General features: G+C 72.0%; 16 protein-coding genes. 4 read left to right on the top strand and 12 right to left on the bottom strand.

Annotated elements, in window-relative coordinates; all coding sequences use genetic code 11:
* Positions 1–104: 104 nt before the first annotated feature.
* Positions 105–905 carry a TIGR03936 family radical SAM-associated protein gene (locus tag ACIRRH_RS00335; protein ID WP_403059504.1) on the bottom strand — a complete coding sequence of 267 codons (801 nt, stop codon included), beginning with the start codon at positions 903–905 and terminating at the stop codon, positions 105–107.
* Positions 906–1,193: 288 nt separating this feature from the next.
* Complete coding sequence (locus ACIRRH_RS00330; protein WP_403059501.1) at positions 1,194–3,122, bottom strand: TIGR03960 family B12-binding radical SAM protein; 1,929 nt, start codon at positions 3,120–3,122, stop codon at positions 1,194–1,196.
* Between the two features lie 562 nt (positions 3,123–3,684).
* Between ACIRRH_RS00330 and ACIRRH_RS00325 the strand changes: the two genes are divergently transcribed.
* Entirely contained in the window at positions 3,685–4,974 is a 1,290-nt protein-coding gene (locus ACIRRH_RS00325) for a M14 family zinc carboxypeptidase (RefSeq protein WP_403059498.1), read from the top strand.
* 206 nt (positions 4,975–5,180) lie between these two features.
* The gene (locus ACIRRH_RS00320; RefSeq protein WP_403059496.1) at positions 5,181–5,315 is read left to right on the top strand and encodes a hypothetical protein; all 135 of its coding nucleotides are present in this window, start codon (positions 5,181–5,183) and stop codon (positions 5,313–5,315) included.
* Between the two features lie 85 nt (positions 5,316–5,400).
* Here ACIRRH_RS00320 and rodA read toward each other — a convergent pair whose 3' ends face one another.
* From rodA to ACIRRH_RS00280, 8 genes are all read right to left on the bottom strand, one after another.
* Positions 5,401–6,600 carry a rod shape-determining protein RodA gene (gene rodA, locus ACIRRH_RS00315; protein ID WP_403059493.1) on the bottom strand — a complete coding sequence of 400 codons (1,200 nt, stop codon included), beginning with the start codon at positions 6,598–6,600 and terminating at the stop codon, positions 5,401–5,403.
* On the bottom strand, positions 6,597–8,897 hold the full coding sequence (gene mrdA, locus ACIRRH_RS00310) for a penicillin-binding protein 2 (RefSeq protein ID WP_403059490.1): 2,301 nt from the start codon (positions 8,895–8,897) through the stop codon (positions 6,597–6,599). The genes rodA and mrdA overlap by 4 nt, the downstream gene beginning before the upstream one ends.
* A 51-nt stretch (positions 8,898–8,948) precedes the next feature.
* Positions 8,949–9,587: a rod shape-determining protein MreD gene (gene mreD, locus ACIRRH_RS00305; RefSeq protein ID WP_403059487.1), complete on the bottom strand. Its 639-nt coding sequence runs from the start codon at positions 9,585–9,587 to the stop codon at positions 8,949–8,951.
* A 3-nt stretch (positions 9,588–9,590) separates the two neighbouring features.
* Positions 9,591–10,535 (bottom strand): rod shape-determining protein MreC, encoded by a 945-nt coding sequence (gene mreC / locus ACIRRH_RS00300; protein ID WP_403059484.1) that lies wholly within the window; start codon positions 10,533–10,535, stop codon positions 9,591–9,593.
* A gap of 115 nt (positions 10,536–10,650) precedes the next feature.
* Positions 10,651–11,676, bottom strand: a complete 1,026-nt coding sequence (locus ACIRRH_RS00295; protein WP_049648984.1) for a rod shape-determining protein — start codon at positions 11,674–11,676, stop codon at positions 10,651–10,653.
* Between the two features lie 368 nt (positions 11,677–12,044).
* Positions 12,045–12,458 carry a nucleoside-diphosphate kinase gene (gene ndk / locus ACIRRH_RS00290; protein WP_224277488.1) on the bottom strand — a complete coding sequence of 138 codons (414 nt, stop codon included), beginning with the start codon at positions 12,456–12,458 and terminating at the stop codon, positions 12,045–12,047.
* 105 nt (positions 12,459–12,563) lie between these two features.
* Positions 12,564–12,914: a DUF4233 domain-containing protein gene (locus ACIRRH_RS00285; RefSeq protein ID WP_403059481.1), complete on the bottom strand. Its 351-nt coding sequence runs from the start codon at positions 12,912–12,914 to the stop codon at positions 12,564–12,566.
* Between the two features lies 1 nt (position 12,915).
* Positions 12,916–14,307: a bifunctional folylpolyglutamate synthase/dihydrofolate synthase gene (locus ACIRRH_RS00280; RefSeq protein WP_403059478.1), complete on the bottom strand. Its 1,392-nt coding sequence runs from the start codon at positions 14,305–14,307 to the stop codon at positions 12,916–12,918.
* A gap of 184 nt (positions 14,308–14,491) precedes the next feature.
* Between ACIRRH_RS00280 and ACIRRH_RS00275 the strand changes: the two genes are divergently transcribed.
* Entirely contained in the window at positions 14,492–16,123 is a 1,632-nt protein-coding gene (locus tag ACIRRH_RS00275) for a glycosyltransferase family 2 protein (RefSeq protein WP_403059475.1), read from the top strand.
* Positions 16,124–16,207: 84 nt separating this feature from the next.
* Positions 16,208–17,743 (top strand): chitinase, encoded by a 1,536-nt coding sequence (locus ACIRRH_RS00270; protein ID WP_403059472.1) that lies wholly within the window; start codon positions 16,208–16,210, stop codon positions 17,741–17,743.
* A gap of 28 nt (positions 17,744–17,771) precedes the next feature.
* Here ACIRRH_RS00270 and ACIRRH_RS00265 read toward each other — a convergent pair whose 3' ends face one another.
* Complete coding sequence (locus ACIRRH_RS00265; protein WP_224277480.1) at positions 17,772–18,296, bottom strand: hypothetical protein; 525 nt, start codon at positions 18,294–18,296, stop codon at positions 17,772–17,774.
* A 302-nt stretch (positions 18,297–18,598) separates the two neighbouring features.
* Positions 18,599–21,238 (bottom strand): valine--tRNA ligase, encoded by a 2,640-nt coding sequence (locus ACIRRH_RS00260; RefSeq protein WP_403059469.1) that lies wholly within the window; start codon positions 21,236–21,238, stop codon positions 18,599–18,601.
* Positions 21,239–21,378: the final 140 nt, after the last annotated feature.

The following is a 21,378-nucleotide window of genomic DNA, read 5'->3' as shown; positions in this document are numbered from 1 at the left end:
CGGGTGGCAGGCCTGCGCTGCGACGACGCTCGCTCCCCTGGGGAGCCGCGGGAACCCTGGAGGACCGTCGGGCCCAGTGAGGCACTGGGCCCGGCCTCCCCCCGCTAGGCGGACGCGGTAGCGTGCGGGCCTGCGGTCGGCTCCGAGCCGACCGGGGCCGCGGCGCGGTCGAGCGCCAGCGGGTCGGTCACCGTGCCGGTCTCCTCGTCGAGCGGCCCCTGCGCCAGCCTGGTCACCTCTGCGGGGACCGGCGGCGCCAGGTCGGCCGTCGCACGGAGACCGGACAATACGTCGTCGGGTCGTACGGCGGGTGTGGAGTGTCGTACTACCAGGCGCAGTATCGCACAGGCACGGCCGGTCCGAACATCGCGGTCGGATCCGGCCCCGGTGTCCGCACCGGCGTCGACCTGGACCGGGACGGCCTCCAGCGCCGCCACCGCGCCCCGCGCGTCAAAGACCCGCAGGCCGTTCTTGGTGCGGCGCTCGACCTCGACCCGCTCGGCGGCGAGGAAGCGCGTGACCGCGTCGGCGGCCGTGTCCGGCTCGACGCCGTCCAGCCGGAGCAGCCACTCGGAGGCCTCCAGGCGCTCCACGAAGTTCGGCGTCCGCACCTCGACCGCGTCGATCACGTCCAGGCCCGTCGGCAGCGACTCGTCCAGCTGCGCCCGCAGTTGCTCGGGGTCGCGGACAGCGGCCAAGCCGATCTCCAGGTACTCCGCCTCGCTCGCCACCCCGGTCGGGGCCGCGTTGGCGTAGGAGACCTTCGGGTGCGGGGTGAAGCCGGCCGAGTAGGCCATCGGAACGGCGGACCGGCGCAGGGCGCGCTCGAAGGCGCGCTGGAAGTCGCGGTGGCTGGTGAAGCGGAGCCGGCCGCGCTTGGTGTAGCGGAGACGAATCCGCTGCACCGTCGGCGCGGGCGGCGGACCGTCGGGCGTACGGCGTGCCAGGGTCGCTCAGTCCTTAGTCAGTTGTCCCCGTCCGGCGTGGCGTCTTCCCGCCACTGTCCGGACTCTGTCACCTCAAAGGGTACGCGCCCCGCCAACCCCCTCGCTCCGCCCCTGGTCAGAGCCGGTCCTCAGCCGGCCTTGAGGTCTTCGTCACATCCGGAAGCCGGGACGACGGCCACCCGGTCGGAGAGACGGATTCCCCCGCCGGACCAGTCCGGCGGGGGAATCCTCGATGCCGCTCAGGGGCTACTTGTTGACCACCGTCAGGGGGAGCATCTTCTGGCCGGTGGGACCGATCTGGATGTGGGTGTCCATCTGCGGACACACCCCGCAGTCGAAGCACGGGGTCCAGCGGCAGTCGTCGACCTCGACCTCCTCCAGGGCGTCCTGCCAGTCCTCCCAGAGCCAGTCCTTGTCGAGGCCGCTGTCCAGGTGGTCCCAGGGCAGCACCTCCTCGTAGGAGCGCTCGCGGGTGGTGTACCAGTCGACGTCGACGCCGGTGCCGGCCAGGGCCTTGTCGGCGCAGGCCATCCAGCGGTCGTACGAGAAGTACTCGCGCCAGCCGTCGAAGCGGCCGCCGTCCTCGTAGACCTCGCGGATGATCGCACCGACCCGGCGGTCGCCGCGGGAGAGCAGGCCCTCGACGATGCCCGGCTTGCCGTCGTGGTAGCGGTAGCCGATGTTCTTGCCGTACTTGCGGTCGCCGCGGATCGAGTCGCGCAGCTTGGCCAGGCGGGCGTCGGTGGCCTCGGCGGACAGCTGCGGGGCCCACTGGAACGGGGTGTGCGGCTTGGGCACGAACCCGCCGATGGAGACGGTGCAGCGGATGTCGTTCTGGCCGGTGACCTCGCGGCCCTTCTGGATGACGTTCTTCGCCATCTCGCCGATCTGGAGCACGTCCTCGTCGGTCTCGGTGGGCAGGCCGCACATGAAGTACAGCTTCACCTGGCGCCAGCCGTTGCCGTACGCGGTGGCGACGGTGCGGATCAGGTCCTCCTCCGACACCATCTTGTTGATCACCTTGCGCATGCGCTCGCTGCCGCCCTCGGGGGCGAAGGTGAGGCCCGAGCGGCGCCCGTTGCGGGACAGCTCGTTGGCGAGGTCGATGTTGAAGGCGTCGACGCGGGTGGACGGCAGCGACAGGCCGATCTTGTCCTCGGTGTACCGGTCCGCCAGGCCCTTGGCGATCTCGCCGATCTCGGTGTGGTCGGCGCTGGACAGCGACAGCAGGCCGACCTCCTCGAAGCCGGTCGCCTTCAGCCCGCGCTCCACCATCTCGCCGATGCCGGTGATGCTTCGCTCCCGCACGGGGCGCGTGATCATGCCGGCCTGGCAGAAGCGGCAGCCGCGGGTGCAGCCGCGGAAGATCTCCACGGACATCCGCTCGTGCACCGTCTCCGCGAGCGGGACCAGCGGCTGCTTCGGGTACGGCCACTCGTCCAGGTCCATCACGGTGTGCTTGGACACCCGCCACGGCACGCCCGGGGCGTTCGGCACCACGCGGCCGATCCGGCCGTCGGCCAGGTACTCCACGTCGTAGAACTTCGGGACGTACACCCCGCCGGTGCGGGCCAGGCGCAGCAGCAGCTCGTCCCGGCCGCCCGGGCGGCCCTCGGCCTTCCAGGCGCGGATGATGTCGGTGATGTCGAGCACGGCCTGCTCGCCGTCGCCGACCACCGCCGCGTCCAGGAAGTCCGCGATCGGCTCCGGGTTGAAGGCTGCGTGGCCGCCGGCCAGGACGATCGGGTCCTCGTCGGTGCGGTCCTTGGCCTCCAGCGGGATGCCGGCGAGGTCGAGCGCGGTCAGCATGTTGGTGTAGCCGAGCTCGGTGGAGAACGAGAGGCCGAACACGTCGAAGGCCTTCACCGGGCGGTGGGCGTCCACGGTGAACTGCGGGACGTCGTGCTCGCGCATCAGCGCCTCGAGGTCCGGCCAGACGCTGTAGGTGCGCTCGGCGAGCACACCCTCGCGCTCGTTCAGCACCTCGTAGAGGATCATGACGCCCTGGTTGGGTAGGCCGACCTCGTAGGCGTCGGGGTACATCAGCGCCCAGCGGACGTCGCTGGCGTCCCAGTCCTTGACGGTCGAGTTCAGCTCGCCGCCGACGTACTGGATCGGCTTCTGGACGTGCGGGAGGAGGGCCTCCAGGCGTGGGAAGACCGATTCGACAGTCATGTACTAGGAACCCTTACGACGTGATTCGGTGCCGCGAGTCGGCACGGGAGGGGTGACCCTCAAGGGTAGCCCAATCCGGGGAACGGGCCGTCTGCCCCGGATCGCGGGCCCTCCGCGCTCCGGCGCGACCCGGACGGCCGGTGTCCGCCCGCACCCGCCGCCGTCCGCCGGTCTCCGCCCGTGCCCGCTGGTGCCCGCCCCGGCACGCGCGGTGCGCGCCCGCCGGCCGGTGCCGTCCGCCGTTGACACGCCCGGACGGCCCGTGCGGTACTGACAGGGCTCCGCCAAAGACATCTGCACCCCTTCCGGACAGGGAAGTTGAGTCGTAGGCTCGGCCCTCGTCGGTTTTCCGGCCGGCGTGCCCCTCCCTCTCCACGGGCCGCCCCAGCACGGCCCCGTCCGCCCCCGCCTGGCCCCGTCCCCGCGCGGCCGCCGTCCCCGGCCTGCGGTGCCCGCCCTCGCCACGCCCTCGTCCCCGTCCCCCGCCCGCACGCACGCCGTGCCCGGCGGCGCACCCGCACGCCTGCGCCCCGGCGGCCGTACGACCGGCGCAAGGAGAACCATGACCGACACCGGTCGGTGGATCCGCCCCCTCCGGACCCTCGACACCCGGCCGGCCCGCTACCCCACGCCGGCCCAGGCCGAGTCCGCCGCGCGGCGGCTCGCGCTGCGGCACCCGGACCGCTGCCGGCTGCGCGAGGTGGGCCGCTCCCGGGCCGGGCGCCCGCTGATGCTGCTCTCCGTGGACCGCGGGCCGCGCGCGGTGCTGGTGGTCGGCGGCCCGCACCCCAACGAGCCGATCGGCACCGCCGGGACCGTCCGGCTCGCCGAGGTGCTGTTGGAGCGCCCCGCCTGCCCCGGCCTCTCCTGGCACCTGCTGCTCTGCCTCGACCCGGACGGCGCCGCGCTCAACGCCGGCTGGCTGGACGGTCCGCTCACCATGCGGCGCCACTACGAGCACTTCTTCCGCCCCTCCTTCGAGGAGCAGCCCGAGCTGCTGCCCGCCCCCGGCTGCGGCCGGCCGCCGATGCCGGAGAGCCTGGCGCTGACCGGCCTGATCGACGAGCTGCGTCCGTTCCTCCAGTGCTCGCTGCACGGGGTGGACTTCGGCGGCGCGTTCGTCCAGCTCACCCGCCCGGTCCGGGGCCTGGCCGGGCGCTTCGCCCGCTCCGCGGAACGGGCCGGCGTCCCGCTCGACGTGGACTCCTACGACGCGATCGGCTGGGCCAGCCCGGACCCCGGCACCTACCTGATGCCGGCCCCGGGCGCCGGGGGCTCCCGGGCCCTGCCGGACGAGCCGGAGCTGTCCACCTGGTCGTACGCGGCCCGGTACGGCGCGGTCAGCGCCGTACTGGAGGTCCCGATGTGGGCCGTCGACGCGGTCGGCGACGCCCGCCCCCACCCGGCCGGCGCGCAGGCCCTCGCGGTGGCCGCCCGCGACCTCACCGCGCGCACCGAGGAGCTCGCCGCCCTGCTCCCGAGCGTCCCCGCGCACCGGCACGAGGCGTACGGCCCGCTGCTGCGCACCGCCGGGTCCAGCCTGGCGGTCGCCCCGCGGGTGGCCGAGGAGTGGCTGGACCGCTGGGGCGCCGAGCCGCTCACCGCCTCCCGGGTGACCACCGCCGGGCTGGTCGCGGCCCGTGTGCCGCTGCGGGTCGCGTCGATCCTGCTGCGGCTGCTCGCCGACGCCCGCGGCCCCGCCGCGGAGGCCGCCCGCGACCGCGCCCGCGCCGTCGTCACCGACTGCCTGGACCGGCTGCGCCACCGCTTCGGTGCCCGCTGGGTCCCCGTCCAGGAGCAACTCGCCCACCAGACCCGCGCCGTCCTCACCACCGCCGACTGCCTGCGCTGACCCGGCCCGCCGGCGGAGGTGGGTGCCGCGCGGCCCCGGCGGCGGGGATGCGAGGCGGCGGAATCGGGCTGCCCGGTGCGGGTGTTGGGGCGGGGGACGGGATGCGGGCGGCGGCGGAGGGTGGGGCGGGTGGCGGGGAATTCGGGGGAAGCCGGGGGCCGGTCGGTGGCCGGGCGGGTGTTCGCGGTGCTTCCTCCCCAGACCAGGTGCACGCCCTGGTCCGCTTCGCCCGCTACGACGCGGCCGGGGAGCGCACCGGCGCCTTCGACTCGGTCTACGTGCTCACCCGGCGCTCCGACCGCTGGGGCGTGCTCGCCCGGATCGGCTTCCAGACCGTCTGACCCCGCCGCCCCGGCCCGGGAGCGCCCCGGACACGACGGCGGGGCCGGCCGGGAAGTCCCGGACCGGCCCCGCCGCGGAGCCCGCTCAGACCCCTATCGGCCGCTGGCTCCGCACCGCCTGGAGCAGCCCGATGGCCATCCAGTTCGCGAACATCGACGAGCCGCCGTACGAGACGAACGGCAGCGGGATGCCCGCGACCGGCATGATGCCCAGGCACATCCCGATGTTCTCGAAGGCCTGGAAGGACAGCCAGGCGATGATCCCGGCCGCCACGATCGTCCCGTACAGGTCGGTCGCCTGCCGGGCGATCCGGCAGGCGCGCCAGAGGATCACGCCGACCAGCGCGATGATCGCCAGCGCCCCGACGAAGCCGAGCTCCTCGCCGGCCACGGTGAACACGAAGTCGGTCTGCTGCTCCGGCACGAACTGCCCGACGGTCTGGGTGCCGTGGAACAGCCCCTTGCCGGTCAGTCCGCCCGAGCCGATCGCGATCCGGGCCTGCGCGGTGTTGTAGCCGACGCCGTTCGGGTCCAGCTGCGGGTTGGCGAAGGCGGCGAAGCGGTCGATCTGGTACTGGCTCAGCAACCCGAACTTCCAGATCGCCACGCACCCGGCGGTGCCCGCCACCAGCAGGCCGAGCACCCAGCGGTTCGCCGCGCCGGAGCCGAGCAGGATGCCCAGCACGATCGCGGCCATCACCATCACCGAGCCGGCGTCCGGCATCAGCAGCACGATGCACATCGGGAGCCCGGCCCAGAGCAGCCCCCGGAACACCGCCCGGTGCGAGGGGAACTCCCGTTCCCCGGCGTCCACCTGGTCCGACAGCACGACCGCCATCGCCAGCACGATCGCGAGTTTCGCGAACTCGGCCGGCTGGACCGAGAAGCCGCCGCCGAGCTGGATCCACGAGTGCGCGCCGTTGATGGTCGAGCCCAGCGGGCTGAGCGTCGCCAGCAGCAGCAGGATCACGCCGACGTACAGGAACGGCACGATCGTGCGGAAGCGCCGGCTCCCTATCGCTATCACCACGGCGCACAGCACCAGCCCGACCACGAAGTTGGTCAGGTGCCGGTACAGGAAGTACTGCGGGTCCCCGTGGGTCAGCGAGTCGCGCCCGCGGGTGGCCGACCAGACCAGCAGCGCGCTGCCGCCCGAGAGGGCCAGCGCGGCGAGCAGCAGTATCCAGTCGAGCCGCCAGAGCGGGGAGTCCTTGGCCAGGGCCTTGGAGACTCCGCTGCGCTGCGGGGCCAGCCGCAGCTGCCGGTACGAGCCGTAGGAGGTCATGCCCGTCCCCTTCCCGGTCCGCGCGAGGGTTCGAGCGCGGCGTCGGCCGCCATGTGTGACGCCGGACGGTCGGCCGGCGGCGCCTGGTCGAGGAAGGCCGGCGCGGGGGCCGCCTGCGCCGCGGCCGCGTCGAGCAGGGCCGGAGCCGGCGCGACGGCCGGGGCCTGGGCGCCCGGCGCCGGGTCGACGCCGTACGAGGCCGGCTTGATGATCGCGGTGCCGTCCGGGTTGAACTTCGGCAGCTCGGCCTGCGGCGCGGGCAGCAGCGCCTTGGTGTTGTCGATGGCGCCCTTGTCGTCCACCCCGTACAGCGCCTGGTAGATCCGGCGGATGGCATCACCGGAACCGCCGGAGCCGGTGCCGCCCTGGCTGATCGTCATGACGACGGCGTAGTCCTTGCTGTACGTGGTCAGCCAGGAGGTGGTCTGCTTGCCCTCGACCTCGGCGGTGCCGGTCTTGGCGTGCAGCGCGATCTTGTCCTGCGGCCAGCCGTTGAACTTCCAGGCCGCGGTACCGGACTTGATGACGCCCTCGGTGGCCTGGTCGATGTAGCTGAGCAGCTTCTCGTCGCCGGGGAACTTGGCGTCCTCGTGCGGGGCGATCTCGCGGACGAGGTTCCCGCCCGGGCTTATCACGGCCTTGGCGACGGTCGGCCGGTAGAAGGTGCCGCCGTTGGCCAGCGCCGAGTAGATCCGGGCCATCTGGACCGGGGTGACGAGGGTGTCGCCCTGGCCGATCGCGAAGTTGACGGCGTCACCGGCACGCATCTGGTAGCCGTCGACGCAGTTCTCCCGGGCGATCTGGTCGGAGTAGCTGTTGCCGCCCTTCTGCCCCTGCGCGCACCAGGCGTCCTTGTTGTTGTCGTAGAAGGACTGCTTCCACTGCCGGTCCGGCACCCGGCCGGGGACCTCGGACGGCAGGTCGATGCCGGTCTTGGCGCCCAGGCCGAACTGGTGGGCGGTCTTGAAGAACCAGTCGCCCGGGTCCTTCTTCGGCTTGATGCCGCCGTCCTTCATCCACTGGTCGTACGCCAGGCCGTAGAAGACGGTGTCGCAGGAGACCTCCAGCGCCTTCTCCAGGGAGATCTGGCCGAAGTTCTCGCTCTCGAAGTTCTTGAACTCGCGGCCGCCGATGGTCACGCTCTTCGGGCAGTCGTAGTGGCCGTCCAGCGGGTAGCCGGCCTGCACGGCGGCGGTGGTGGAGATGACCTTGAAGGTCGAACCGGGGGCGGACTGACCCTGTATGGCCCGGTTCAGCAGCGGGAAGTTGGACTCCTTGCTGGTCAGCGACTGGTAGTCCTTGCCGCTGATGCCGCCCACCCAGAGGTTCGGGTCGTACGTCGGGGCGCTCGCCATCGCGACGATCCGCCCGGTGTGCACGTCCATCACGACGGCGGCCCCGGAGTCGGCCTCGTAGTTGCGGTTGGTGACCTTGTCGAAGGTGTTCCGGGCGTCGGCCATGGCCTGCGCCAGGTTGTCCTCGACCACCTTCTGCACCCGGGCGTCGATGCTGGTGACCAGGTTGTCACCGGTCTGCGGGGCGACGGTGCCGGCGTTGCCGATCACCCGGCCGAGGTTGTCCACCTCCAGCTTGGTGATGCCCGCGGTGCCGCGCAGGTCGCGGTCGTACACCGACTCCAGGCCGGCCCGCCCGATCTGGTCGGCCGGCAGGTAGCGGTCCAGGCCGCTCTTGCCAGCGGTCTTGCTGACCTCCTCGTCGGTGACCGGCGAGAGGTAGCCGAGCACCTGGGCCAGATTGGCGCCCTCGGCGCCGGTGTAGCGGCGCACGGCGGTGGGCTGCGCGGTGACCCCGGGGAAGTCCTCGCGGCGCTCCATTATCTGCATCGCCTGCTGGGTGGTCGCCTCCTTGGTGACCGGGATCGGCTGGTACGGCGAGCCGTTCCAGCAGGGCTGCGGGGTCTTGGCGTTGCAGAGCCGGACCTTCTCCTGCACGTCCTTGGCGGGCATCCCCAGCACCTCGGCCAGCCGGGACAGCACCGCCTTGCCGCCGTCCTTCTGCTGGAGCAGCGAGGTGCGGCTGACCGAGACCACCAGCCGGGTCTCGTTGCCGGCCAGCACCCGTCCGGAGGCGTCCAGGATCTCGCCGCGGACGGCCGGCTCGACCACCTCGCGGATGTGGTTGCCGGTCGCCTTCGCGGTGTACTCCTTGGCGTTGCGGATCTGCAGGTACCACAGCCGCCCGCCGAGGGTGGCGAGCAGCGACAGCACCAGGATCTGCAGCACCACCAGCCGGATCGTCACCCTTCGGGTGCGGCCGGTCTCGGGGATGTTGCTCACGTCTCGTGCGCTCCAGGATGCGGGGAGGTCGGGTGGTCGGGGCCGGTCCGGTTACGGGCGGCGGGCGAAGCCGGGCACGCGCCGCTTCTTGTACGTCGGGCCCGTCGAGGCGTCGCGGGTGGTGCGGTAGCGGGCCAGCGTGCCCAGACCGGAGCCGCCCTCGTCGTCGTCCGCGGCGGCCACCGGGCCGCGCCCGAAGCGGCGGCCGAGGTACATCACCAGCGGCACCACGAAGGGCGCCAGCAGCAGGTCGTAGAGCAGGGCGCTGATCACCAGTCCGCCGAGGCCGACGTGCCGGGCCGCGGTGTCGCCGACCAGGGCGCCGACCATCGCGTAGAGCAGGGTGGAGGCGACCGCCGCGGCGCCGACCACCAGCAGCGAGCCGGCGACCGAGCGCTGGCGGCCGTGCTCCGGGCGCAGCAGCCCGGCGCCGTAGCCCATCAGGCAGAGCACCAGTGCGTAGCGGCCGATCGCGTGGTCGGAGGGCGGCGCGAGGTCGGCCAGCAGGCCACCCGCGAAGCCGACCAGGCAGCCGCCGGTCGGCCCGTAGACCATGGCCAGGCCGACCACGACGAGCAGCAGTATGTCCGGGGTGGCTCCCGGGAGCTGGAGCCGGCCGAACACGCTGACCTGGAGGATCAGGCCGAGCAGGAGGAGGCCGGCGGAGACGGGGATGCGGGCGAGACGCATGGCTCAGTTCCCCCCAGTGGGCTTGGCGGGCGAGGCGGGCGCGGAGGCCGGGACCTGGCCGGGATCGGCGGTCGGCTGGCCCGCGGTGGGCGCCGGCGGCAGGACGGCGTCGCGCGGGTCGGCGCGCGGCGGGACGACCACCACGCCGACCAGGTCCAGCCGGGTGAACTGGACGAAGGGCTCGACCAGGACGGTCTTGGTCAGCTGGCCGGCGTTGGCCTGGACCTCGGTGACCTTGCCGATCGGCACGCCGGGCACGAACGGGCGGCCGCTCTGCGAGCCGAAGGTGACCAGTCGGTCGCCGGCCTTGACCTGGGCCTTGCCGTTGAGCAGGGAGACCTTCATCGGGCTGTCGCCGCCGCCGGAGGCGAAGCCGATCTCGCCGGTGCCCTCCAGCCGGGTGCCCGCCGAGAAACCGGGGTCGGAGGCGAGCAGCACGGTGGCGGTGGTCGGGGCGACGGTGGTGATCCGGCCGACCAGGCCCTGACCGTTGATCACCGTCATGTCGCGGGTGAGGCCGTCGTCGCTGCCGGCGTCGATGGTGATGGTCCAGGAGAAGCCCTGGGCCGGGCCGATCGCGATGACCTGGGCGGCCTTGACGGTGTATCCGCCGGCGCCGGCGGTGCGCAGCAGGTCGTCCAGCTGCTTGGTGCGCCCGGTGGCCATGTCGGAGGAGGCGAGCTTCTGCCGCAGTTCGGTGTTCTCCCGGGCGAGCTGGTCGGTGCGGCCGCTGTCGGTGACCGTGTCCCGGACGGCGCGGACGGTGTCGGCGACCGGATCCACGACGGTGGCGGCTCCGCGCTCGACGGGTCCGAGGACACTGGCGGCGGCGTGCCGGGCCGGGCCGAGCGGGGAGTCCTCACCGCCCTTGATGTCCACGGTGATCAGCGCGAAGGCTACGGCCACCAGCAGGATGAGCAGCAGCCGGCTCTCTCGTGTGTCCCTCACGGTGCGGGTACTGCCCCTTCGTACCTGGCCGCCGCCCGGGGCTGTGGGGCCCGGGTGACGGCCCGTTCGGTCGAGTGTCGGATGTGACGCGTGGTGCCGGCGGTGCGGCGACCTGTCAACGACGCGGCGAGGCGTCGAGTACCTGCTGGAGTGCCTCGAACTCCTCGACGCACTTGCCGGAGCCGAGTGCGACGGAGTCGAGCGGGTTCTCCGCGATGTGGATCGGCATGCCGGTCTCGCGGCGCAGCCGCTCGTCCAGGCCGCGCAGCAGGGCGCCGCCACCGGTGAGCACGATGCCCCGGTCCATGACGTCGCCGGCCAGCTCGGGCGGGCACTGGTCGAGGGTGGTCTTGACCGCGTCGATGATCGCGTTGACCGGCTCGTCGATGGCCTCGCGGACCTCGGCGGCGGAGATGACCACGGTCTTGGGGAGGCCGCTGACCAGGTCGCGGCCGCGGATCTCGGCGTGCTCGTCCTTCTCGCCCTCCAGGCCGAAGGCGCTGCCGATGCTCATCTTGATCTGCTCGGCGCTGCGCTCGCCCAGGAGCAGCGAGTACTCCTTCTTGATGTGCTGGACGATCGCGTTGTCCAGCTCGTCGCCGGCCACCCGGATGGACTGGGCGGTGACGATGCCGCCGAGGGAGATCACGGCGACCTCGGTGGTGCCGCCGCCGATGTCGACGACCATGTTGCCGGTGGCCTCGTGGACGGGCAGACCGGCGCCGATCGCGGCGGCCATCGGCTCCTCGATGATGTGCACCTGGCGGGCGCCGGCCTGCGAGGAGGCCTCGATGACGGCGCGGCGCTCGACGCCGGTGATGCCGGAGGGCACGCAGACCACGACGCGGGGGCGGGCCAGGTAGCGGCGGCGGTGGATCTTGAGGATGAAGTACCGCAGCATCCGCTCGGTGATCTCGAAGTCGGCGATCACGCCGTCCTTGAGCGGGCGGATGGCGACGATGTTGCCCGGGGTGCGGCCGATCATCTTCTTGGCCTCGGCGCCGACCGCGAGGATCCCGCCGGTGTTGGTGTTCACCGCGACGACGGACGGCTCGTTCAGGACGATGCCCTTGCCCCTGACGTACACCAGCGTGTTGGCTGTTCCGAGGTCGATCGCCAAGTCGCGGCCGATGAACGACAGGTTGCTCGCCATGGGGTGTGGGTGCCTTCCCGGGCTCGGAGTTCATGGGGGGGTGGACGAATGCGCGCGCCCACGCTTGGGCGGAGACCAGCTGAGCTGCCTTACCGGGCCCTTGAGTCGCGTCCATCGTAGTCACGCCGCGCGGTACGGACGTCGACGTGGGGCATACCGTCCATTGTCCGGGGCGTGATCGCATCTCCGAGGATTGGGACGCCGTGTCGGCGCCCCCAGTTCCCTATTTCACGATAAGAATGCCCCGGCCGGGCCAATGGTCCCGACCGGGGCGGTACGAACGTCCTCCGGGTGTGCCGCGCCGGTCCTCCCGGTGCTTCGCCCCTGGTCCTGCCGGGTGTGTCGCCCGGTCCGGGTCAGGCGTGCGCGGGGAAGAAGATCTTGATCTCGCGCTCGGCGGACTCCGGGGAGTCGGAGGCGTGGATCAGGTTCTCGCGGGTGATCGTCGCGTAGTCGCCGCGGATGGTGCCGGCCCCGGCCTCCAGCGGGTTGGTGGCGCCGGCCAGCATGCGGATGCCCTTGACGACCTCCTCGCCCTCGACGATCAGCGCGATCGACGGGCCGGAGGTCATGAACTCCAGCAGCGGCTCGTAGAACGGACGGCCCACGTGCTCCGCGTAGTGCTGCTCCAGCGTCGCCCGGTCGAAGGTGCGCAGCTCGATGGCGGCGAACCGCCAGCCGGCCTTGCGCTCGATGCGGCTGATGATCTCGCCGGCCAGGCCGCGGCGGACGGCGTCGGGCTTGAGCAGGACGAGAGTGCGCTGGGACACGGTGCGTCTCCTGGGGATTCGGTTCGGCAGACAATGTCGACACGCGGCGCCGACAAGGCAGAGATTACCTTGCGTACACGGCGTGTCGGTCCGCCGGTCCGGGCCTCAGGCCTGTACCGCGGCGGCCTCGGCGGCGGCCCGGGCGGCCTTGAACTCGTCCACCTTGCGGCCGTAGTGCACGGAGCACCACCACAGGCCGGCGAAGACCACGCCGAGGCCGAACATGCTCGGCAGGACGAAGCCGCTGGCGATCAGGCCGATCTGCAGCGCCCAGCCGATCTGCACCGCGCCGGGGCGGTTGATCATGCCGCAGAGCAGGATGCACAGCGCCATCGCGATGCCGCTGACCGTCCAGATCTCCCCGCTGGAGACGTCGGAGAGCCGCATCGCGACCAGCGCCGCGAACATGATCAACAGCGCTTCGCCGATCAGCGTCGAGGAGCAGAGCGTCCTCATGTCACTTCCTCCCGAGCAGCAGGCGGGCCTCGCCCACCGTGATGACCGAACCGGTGACCAGCACCCCGGCGCCGCCGAGGTCGCCCTCCTCCTCGGCGAGGGTGACGGCGGCGGCGATGGCGTCGTCGAGCCGGGGCTCGACCTGGACGCGGTCCTCGCCGAAGACCTCGACGGCCAGGGCCGCGAGCGCGTCGACGTCCATCGCGCGGTGGGTGGAGTTCTGGGTGATGACGACCTCGGCCAGGATCGGCTCGAAGGCCTCCAGCACGCCGGCCACGTCCTTGTCCCCGGAGGTGCCGATCACGCCGACGAGCCGGGTGAAGCCGAAGGACTCGGTGAGCGCGGCCACGGTGGCGCGGGCGCCGTGCGGGTTGTGCGCGGCGTCCAGGACGATCGTGGGGCTGCGGCGGACGACCTCCAGACGGCCCGGCGAGGAGACGCCGGAGAAGGCCTGGCGGATCTTCTCCACGTCCAGCTGGCCGCCGCGCGCGCCGCCGACGCCGAAGAAGGCCTCGACCGCGGCCAGCGCCAGGGCCGCGTTGTGCGCCTGGTACTCGCCGTGCAGCGGGATGAAGATGTCCTCGTACTCCTCGCCGCCGAGTCCGCGCAGCGTCACCAGCTGGCCGCCGACGGCGAGTTCGCGGCGGATCACGCCGAACTCCATGCCCTCGCGGGCGACCGTGGCGTCCACCTCGACGGCGCGGCGCAGGATGGTCTGGGCGGCGTCCAGCTGCTGCTGGGCGACGACGGCGACGGAGCCGGACTTGATGATCCCGGACTTCTCGACCGCGATCTCGCCGGTGGTCTCGCCGAGCTTGTCGGTGTGGTCCAGCCCGATCGGGGTGATCACCGCCACGGCGGCGTCGATGACGTTGGTGGCGTCCCAGGAGCCGCCCATGCCGACCTCGACCACGGCGACGTCCACCGGGGCGTCGGCGAAGGCCGCGTAGGCCATGCCGGTCAGCACCTCGAAGAAGGACATCGGCACCGGCTGCGCCGCGTCGACCATCTGCACGTAGGGCTCGATGTCGCGGTAGACCTCGACGAAGCGCTCGGGGGTGATCGGGGCGCCGTCCAGGCTTATCCGCTCGGTGACGGACTCCACGTGCGGGCTGGTGTAGCGGCCGGTGCGCAGCTCGAAGGTGTTGAGCAGCTGCTCGATCATCCGGGCGGTGGAGGTCTTGCCGTTGGTGCCGGTGACGTGGATGGAGGGGAAGGATCTCTGGGGCTCGCCCAGGATGTCCATCAGCGCCTCGATCCGGTCGAGCGAGGGCTCCAGCTTGTTCTCCGGCCAGCGCTTGGAGAGCTCCACCTCGACGTCGCGCAGGGCGTCGCCGGTGCCGCCGTCGGCGGGGCGGATGGTGTACGGGTTCGGGTCGGCCTTGTCGCTCACGACCCCAGTCTACGGAGCCCTGGCGGGCCGTCCTCACGGGGTGAGAACGACCACTTTGCCCCTTCTTTGCCATGATCGCCTAGTTTCCTCCCTTTACTATCGATTTAGCGATTTGATCCGCAACGAAGCATCGATTCGCAACCGACAGGAGCCTTCAGCCTTTGATCATGAGGAGCATTGCTCCATGCCTGACGCCCTGCACGAGTGGATCGTGCTTCGCCAGGACGCTGTCGTCCGGGTCGCCGGACTGATCTCCCTGGCACTCGTCGGCTACATGGCCCTGGTCTTCGGACGCTTCCTCGTCTACTGGGCGGGCTCCCGGCACGCCTTCCGGCACAACCGCCCCGCCGAGCCCGGCGACCCCGCCGTCCTCCAGTGGCACCTGGTGATCCCCTGCCGCGACGAGGAGGCCGTGGTCACCCAGACCCTGGACGGCCTGCGGGGCAGCGCGCCCGAGGCCCACCTCTGGGTGATCGACGACGACAGCGAGGACGCCACCCGCGAACTGGTGCTCGCCGCGGCAGCCCGCGACCCGCGGGTCCACCTGGTCCAGCGCCGCCGCCCGCACGCCCGGATCGGCAAGGGCGCCGCCCTCAACGCCGCCTACCGGGAGATCTCCGCCTGGCTGCCCGAGGGCACCGACCGCTCCCGGGTGGTGATCGGCGTGGTCGACGCCGACGGGCAGCTCGACCCGGGCACCCTCGCCCAGGTCTGCAACGCCAAGGCGCTCGGCCGCCCCGACACCGGCGCCGTCCAGATCGGCGTCCGGATGCGCAACGCCGACGACGAGCTCCCGCTGCCCGGACGCGGCCGGGCCGCCAACGCCCTGGCCCGCGCACTGGTGCGGATGCAGGACGTCGAGTTCCAGGCCAACAACGCCGGCATGCAGCTGCTGCGCCGCCGCACCGGCAGCGTCGGCCTCGGCGGCAACGGCCAGTTCGTCCGGCTCACCGCCCTCGACTCGCTGACCGCCGAGGAGGGCCGGGCCGGCCGCCCCTGGCCGGAGCGCGCCCTGCTGGAGGACTACGAGTCCGGCGTCGACCTGCGGCTCGCCGGATGGCGGCTCACCCACGTCACCGAGGCCCAGGTCTCCCAGGAGGGCCTGATCTCGCTGCGCCGCTTCCTCACCCAGCGCACCCGCTGGGCCCAGGGCAACATGCAGTGCCTGCGCTACACCGGCCGGGTGCTGCGCTCGCCGCACTACACGGTGTCCGGCAAGGCCGAGGTGCTGTACACCTTCCTCCAGCCGGTGGTCTGCGTGCTGCTGGTGCTGCTCCTCCCGCTCTCGCTCGGGATCACCGGCGCGGGTCTGGTGCTCTTCCCGGCGGAGACCGCCGAGTTCCAGCTCAGGTTCGGCCCGTTGATGCTGCTCGCCTTCGTGCTCGCCGCGCTCCCGATGGTCCTCTGGGGCTTCGCCTACCGCCGGCTCGTCCACGCCGACCGCAGCCGGCTCACCGGCCTGCTCTGGGGCGTCCTGGTCTGGCTCTACGCCTACCACCTGTTCGTGGTCGCCGCCCGGGCCACCGCCCGGATGCTGCTCGGCCGCAACGGCTGGGCCAAGACCCGCCGCAACGCGCGCCTGGCTCTCCGACACCCCCGAGCGGCTCGCCCGACTGGCAGCCACCCCGAGCCCGTACGGCGACGGCCTGGCCTCGGCCCGGATCGCCGCGCTGACCGCGGCGATCGCCGAGCCGGAAGGGGCCGACGCGGACCCGACCGTGCCGCGGGCCGCCCAGGTCCTCTTGACAGCCTAATTGGTCTACTCCACCTTGTGAGGCAAGTCTCCGTTCCCGACCGGGACTTGAGTTGTCGGTAGCTCCCGCACGCGCACCATCGACACCCCGGACGGCGTTCCTCCCCCACGAGGCACCGCCGGGCCTCCCCCACTGGAGACGGAGTCATGCCACCTGCCCGACACCGGCGCCCGCGCGCCGTCCACTCCCTGCTCGCCGGAGCGAGCGCCCTGGTCATCGGCCTGGGCGGACTCGTCCTGGCGGGCGGGACCGGCGCCCACGCCGCCGACACCGACCTGATCACCAACGGCGGCTTCGAGACCGGGAACCTGTCCGGCTGGACCTGTTCGAGCGGCACGGTCCAGAGCACCACCACCCACTCCGGCACGTACGCCCTGCAGTCCACCCCGGGCGCGGGCGACACCGGCGAGTGCACCCAGGCCGTCCCGGTGAAGCCCTCCTCCTCGTACACCCTGAGCTCCTGGGTCCACGGCTCGTACGTCTACCTGGGCGCCCGCGGCACCGGCGGCACCGATCCGAGCACCTGGACCCCCGGCACCGGCTGGACCCAGCTCAGCACGAGCTTCACCACCGGCCCGAACACCACCAGCGTCACCGTCTACCTGCACGGCTGGTACGGGCAGCCGGCCTTCGCCGCCGACGACGTCTCGCTGCTCGGACCCGGCGGACCGCAGCCGTCCCCGAGCCCGACCACCACCGCCACCGCCTCGCCGAGCCCGACGGCCACCGCCACGGACACCGGCAGCCCCACCGCCACCGCGACGTCGACCCCGACCAGGCCCCCGGGCCTGCCCAAGCACATCCTCACCGGCTACTGGCAGAACTTCGACAACGGCGCCACCCTCCAGCGGATCAGCGACGTCCCGGCCGCCTACGACATCATCGCGGTCTCCTTCGCGGACGCCACCGCCACCCGCGGCGGCCTGAGCTTCACCCTCGACCCGACCCTCTCCTCCCGCCTCGGCGGCTACACCGACGCCCAGTTCAAGGCAGACATCGCGGCCAAGCGGGCGGCCGGGAAACGGGTGGTGCTCTCCGTCGGCGGGCAGAACGGCACGGTCTGGGTGGGCGATTCCGCCTCCGCCGCGAACTTCACCGGCACCGCCTGGGCGCTGATGCAGAGTTACGGCTTCGACGGGATCGACATCGACCTGGAGAACGGCATCAGCTCCACCTACATGGGCCAGGCGCTGCACGCCCTGGCGGCAAAGGCGGGGAGCGGATTCGTCCTCACCATGGCGCCGCAGACGATCGACATGCAGTCGACCGGCATGGAGTACTTCAAGCTGGCGCTGAACGTGAAGGACATCCTCACCATCGTCAACATGCAGTACTACAACTCCGGCGCGATGAACGGCTGCGACGGGAACGTCTACTCGCAGGGCACCGAGAACTTCCTCACCGCGCTGGCCTGCATCCAGCTCAAGGGCGGGCTGCGGCCCGACCAGGTGGGCCTCGGGGTGCCGGCCTCCACCAGCGCCGCGGGCGGCGGGTACGTCGCCGCCGGCACGGTCGGCAACGCGCTGGACTGCCTGGCCTCCGGCACCAACTGCGGCAGTTACAAGCCGGACACCACGTGGCCGGGCATCGGCGGCGCGATGACCTGGTCGACCAACTGGGACGCCAAGGCGGGCAACCCGGTCGCGAGCATTGTCGGCTCGCACCTGCACGCCATGCCGTAGCTGTGCCCCTTCACCGCCCGGGCCGGGTTCAGACCCCGGCCCGGGCCTCCGGCACGTGCGCGGCGCCGCCGCGCCGACGGCGCAACTCGGCGGTGATCTCGGCCAGTTCGCCCTCCGGCAGCAGCGGCAGCATCATCGCGACGCCCTGCAGCAGACCGCCGAGCAGGAAGGTGGTGTCCGGGGTCGCCGCCACCAGGCCGCGGACCTCGGCCACCTCACCGGCCGCCACCGCCTCGATCAGCTGGGCGGCGTTCGCGGTCTCCTCGTCCACCTCGACCCCACCGGTGTCCGCCGGGGCTCGCCGGGCCATCGCCCGCAGCACCTTGTCACCGACCTCGGGGGCGTACGCCTTGCGGACGGCCTCGGCGGCGATCCAGGTGAGCAGGGTGGCCACCTCGCGCTCGGCGTGCTCGGCGAACAGCAGGTCCAGCTCGTGGTCGAACGCGATCTGGTTGCCGTGCCGGAACGCGAGCAGCAGGGTCGCCGCCCTGGCCTTGGCCTCCTCGACCGCCTCGGCAGGCAGTTCGTCGGCCAACTCCTCGGTCACCACCACGCCATGCCCTCCGGTCCGTCGTTCAGCAGGAACGCTCGACAAAAACGCCCATTCGGAAACTCCGTGCACACCGTACACAGCGGACCTGCAAACTTCCGCGAACGCGCGCGGGCAAGACCGGAATCAATTCGCTCGGAATAGGACCCCACCCGGTCGCGGGATGATAATTCGCCGGAAGGGAGCAATGCGGCTGGGCTATTAGGCGTAGCGAAAGCGAGCCCGGAAGCGGCGCCCCGGAAAAACGCCGAGGGGCCGCACCCCGCGCGTCGCGGAGTACGGCCCCTGCAGGCGGGTCCGGCGGCTCAGCCCTGCGGCAGTGCCGCGAGCTGGGCGGTGATCCGGGCGATGTCGGCCTCGGCGGCCTCCTGGCGGCCCCGGATCTTGGCGACCACCTCGTCCGGCGCCTTGGCGAGGAACGCCTCGTTGCCGAGCTTGGCGGTGGTCTGGACCTTCTCCTTCTCGGCGGCCGCGAGGTCCTTGGCGAGGCGCTTGCGCTCCGCCGCGACGTCGATGGTGCCGGAGAGGTCCAGCGAGACGGTCGCGCCGGCGACCGGCAGCGAGGCGGTGGCCGCGAAGCCCTCCTCGGGGGCGGTCAGCCGCAGCAGCGAGCGGATCGCGTCCTCGTGGACGGCCAGCACGGTGCCGTCCAGCTCCAGCCGGGCCGGAACGCGCTGCGCGGGCTGGAGGCCCTGGTCCGAACGGAACCGGCGGACCTCGGTGACCACCTGCTGCAGCGTGGCGATCTCGGCCTCGGCGTCGGCGTCGCGGTAGCCACCGTCCTTCGGCCACTCGGTGACGACCAGCGACTCGGCGCCGGTGAGCGCCGTCCACAGCGCCTCGGTGACGAACGGGACGACCGGGTGCAGCAGCCGCATGGTGACGTCCAGGACCTCGCCGAGCACCCGGCGCGAGGCGTCCGCCTGCGGGCCGCCCTTGGCCAGGGTGGTCTTGGAGAGCTCGACGTACCAGTCGAAGACCTCGTCCCAGGCGAAGTGGTACAGCGCGTCCGTGGCCTTGGCGAACTGGTAGTCGTCGTACAGCGCGTCCACCTCGGCGACGGTGGCGTTCAGCCGCGACAGGATCCAGCGGTCGACCGCGGTCAGCTCCTCCGGCGCGGGCAGCGGGCCCTCGACGGTGGCGCCGTTCATCAGCGCGAAGCGGGTCGCGTTCCAGATCTTGTTGCAGAAGTTGCGCGAGCCCTTGACCCAGTCCTCGCCGATCGGCACGTCGGCGCCCGGGTTGGCGCCACGGGCCAGGGTGAAGCGGACGGCGTCGGCGCCGTAGGCGTCCATCCAGTCCAGCGGGTCCACGGCGGTGCCGGAGGACTTCGACATCTTCTTGCCGAACTCGTCGCGCACCAGACCGGTCAGGGCGACGGTCTTGAACGGCGCCTCGCCGTCCATCGCGTACAGGCCGAACATCATCATCCGGGCGACCCAGAAGAAGATGATGTCGTGGCCGGTCAGCAGGACGTCGGTCGGATAGAACTTCTCCAGGTCCGGCGTCCGCTCCGGCCAGCCGAGCGTGGAGAACGGCCACAGGCCGGAGGAGAACCAGGTGTCCAGGACGTCCGGGTCCTGGACCCAGCCCTCGCCGGTCGGCGGCTGCTCGTCCGGACCGACGCAGACGACCTCGCCCTCGGGGCCGTACCAGACCGGGATCCGGTGGCCCCACCAGAGCTGGCGCGAGATGCACCAGTCGTACATGTTGTCGACCCAGTCGAAGTAGCGGCGCTCCAGCTCCTTCGGGTGGATCTCCACCTTGCCGTCGCGGACGGCGTCGCCGGCGGCCTTGGCCAGCGGCTCGACCTTGACCCACCACTGCAGCGACAGCCGCGGCTCGACCACCGTGTGGCAGCGCGAGCAGTGGCCGACCGCGTGCATGTACGGGCGCTTCTCGGAGACGATCCGGCCCTGCTCGCGCAGCGCGCCGACGACGGCCGAGCGGGCCTCCAGCCGGTCCATGCCGAGGAAGGGGCCGTGCACGGTGATCGCACCGCGCTCGTCCATGACGGTCAGGTTGGGCAGGTCGTGGCGCTGGCCGATGGCGAAGTCGTTCGGGTCGTGCGCGGGCGTCACCTTGACGGCGCCGGTGCCGAACTCCGGGTCGACGTGCTCGTCCGCGACGACCGGGATCTCGCGGTCGGTCAGCGGCAGCTTGATGGTCCGGCCGATCAGGTGCTTGTAGCGCTCGTCCTCGGGGTGGACGGCCACCGCGGTGTCGCCCAGCATCGTCTCGGCCCGGGTGGTGGCGACGATGATCGAGTCGTCGCCCTCGCCGTAGCGGATCGAGACCAGCTCGCCCGGCACCTCCTCGTGCTCCACCTCGATGTCGGACAGCGCGGTGAGGCAGCGCGGGCACCAGTTGATGATGCGCTCGGCGCGGTAGATCAGGCCGTCGTCGAAGAGCCGCTTGAAGATGGTCTGGACGGCCTGGGACAGGCCCTCGTCCATGGTGAAGCGCTCACGCGACCAGTCCACGCCGTCGCCGAGGCGGCGCATCTGGCCGAGGATGCGGCCGCCGTAGCTCTTCTTCCACTCCCAGACCTTCTCGACGAAGGCCTCCCGGCCCAGGTCGTGCCGGGACAGGCCGGCCTCGGCGAGCTGCTGCTCGACCTTGTTCTGGGTGGCGATGCCGGCGTGGTCCATGCCGGGCAGCCAGAGCGTCTCGAAGCCCTGCATGCGCTTGCGGCGGGTCAGCGCGTCCATCAGCGTGTGCTGGAAGGCGTGGCCCAGGTGCAGGACGCCGGTGACGTTCGGCGGGGGGATGACGATGGTGTACGCGGGCTTGTCGCTCTTCGCGTCCGCGGTGAAGTAGCCACGGTCCACCCAGCGCTCGTACAGCTCGCCCTCTACGTCCGCGGGGGTGTAGGTCGTCGGGAGGGTTGCTGCTTCGTCCCCGGCAAAGGTGCTCACGGGGCGCTGGTTCGTCGTGTCGGTCACGACGCACAGTTTACGTAACCGGGGGCGTGGGTCACGAACCCCTTTCGGTGCGCGGGCCCGGCACGCTCCGGCGGACCCCGACCGGGCGCCGTGCGGTAGCGTGCCCGGGCACTCGTCCGGTGGACCGGACGTGCACGGAA

Origin of the sequence: Kitasatospora sp. NPDC101235 (genome assembly GCF_044767505.1) — a bacterium.
In the GTDB taxonomy this organism is placed as follows: Bacteria; Actinomycetota; Actinomycetes; order Streptomycetales; family Streptomycetaceae; genus Kitasatospora.
This window is presented reverse-complemented; position numbering and strand designations above follow the sequence as displayed.

What these genes read in the sequence shown, in the direction of transcription:
- ACIRRH_RS00275 (WP_403059475.1), top strand. Translation starts at nt 14,492, where the DNA reads ATGCCTGACGCCCTGCACGAGTGGATCGTGCTTCGCCAGGACGCTGTC.
- rodA (WP_403059493.1), bottom strand. Translation starts at nt 6,600, where the DNA reads ATGACCTCCTACGGCTCGTACCGGCAGCTGCGGCTGGCCCCGCAGCGC.
- ACIRRH_RS00285 (WP_403059481.1), bottom strand. Translation starts at nt 12,914, where the DNA reads ATGAGGACGCTCTGCTCCTCGACGCTGATCGGCGAAGCGCTGTTGATC.
- ACIRRH_RS00325 (WP_403059498.1), top strand. Translation starts at nt 3,685, where the DNA reads ATGACCGACACCGGTCGGTGGATCCGCCCCCTCCGGACCCTCGACACC.
- ACIRRH_RS00270 (WP_403059472.1), top strand. Translation starts at nt 16,208, where the DNA reads ATGCCACCTGCCCGACACCGGCGCCCGCGCGCCGTCCACTCCCTGCTC.
- ACIRRH_RS00330 (WP_403059501.1), bottom strand. Translation starts at nt 3,122, where the DNA reads ATGACTGTCGAATCGGTCTTCCCACGCCTGGAGGCCCTCCTCCCGCAC.
- mreD (WP_403059487.1), bottom strand. Translation starts at nt 9,587, where the DNA reads ATGCGTCTCGCCCGCATCCCCGTCTCCGCCGGCCTCCTCCTGCTCGGC.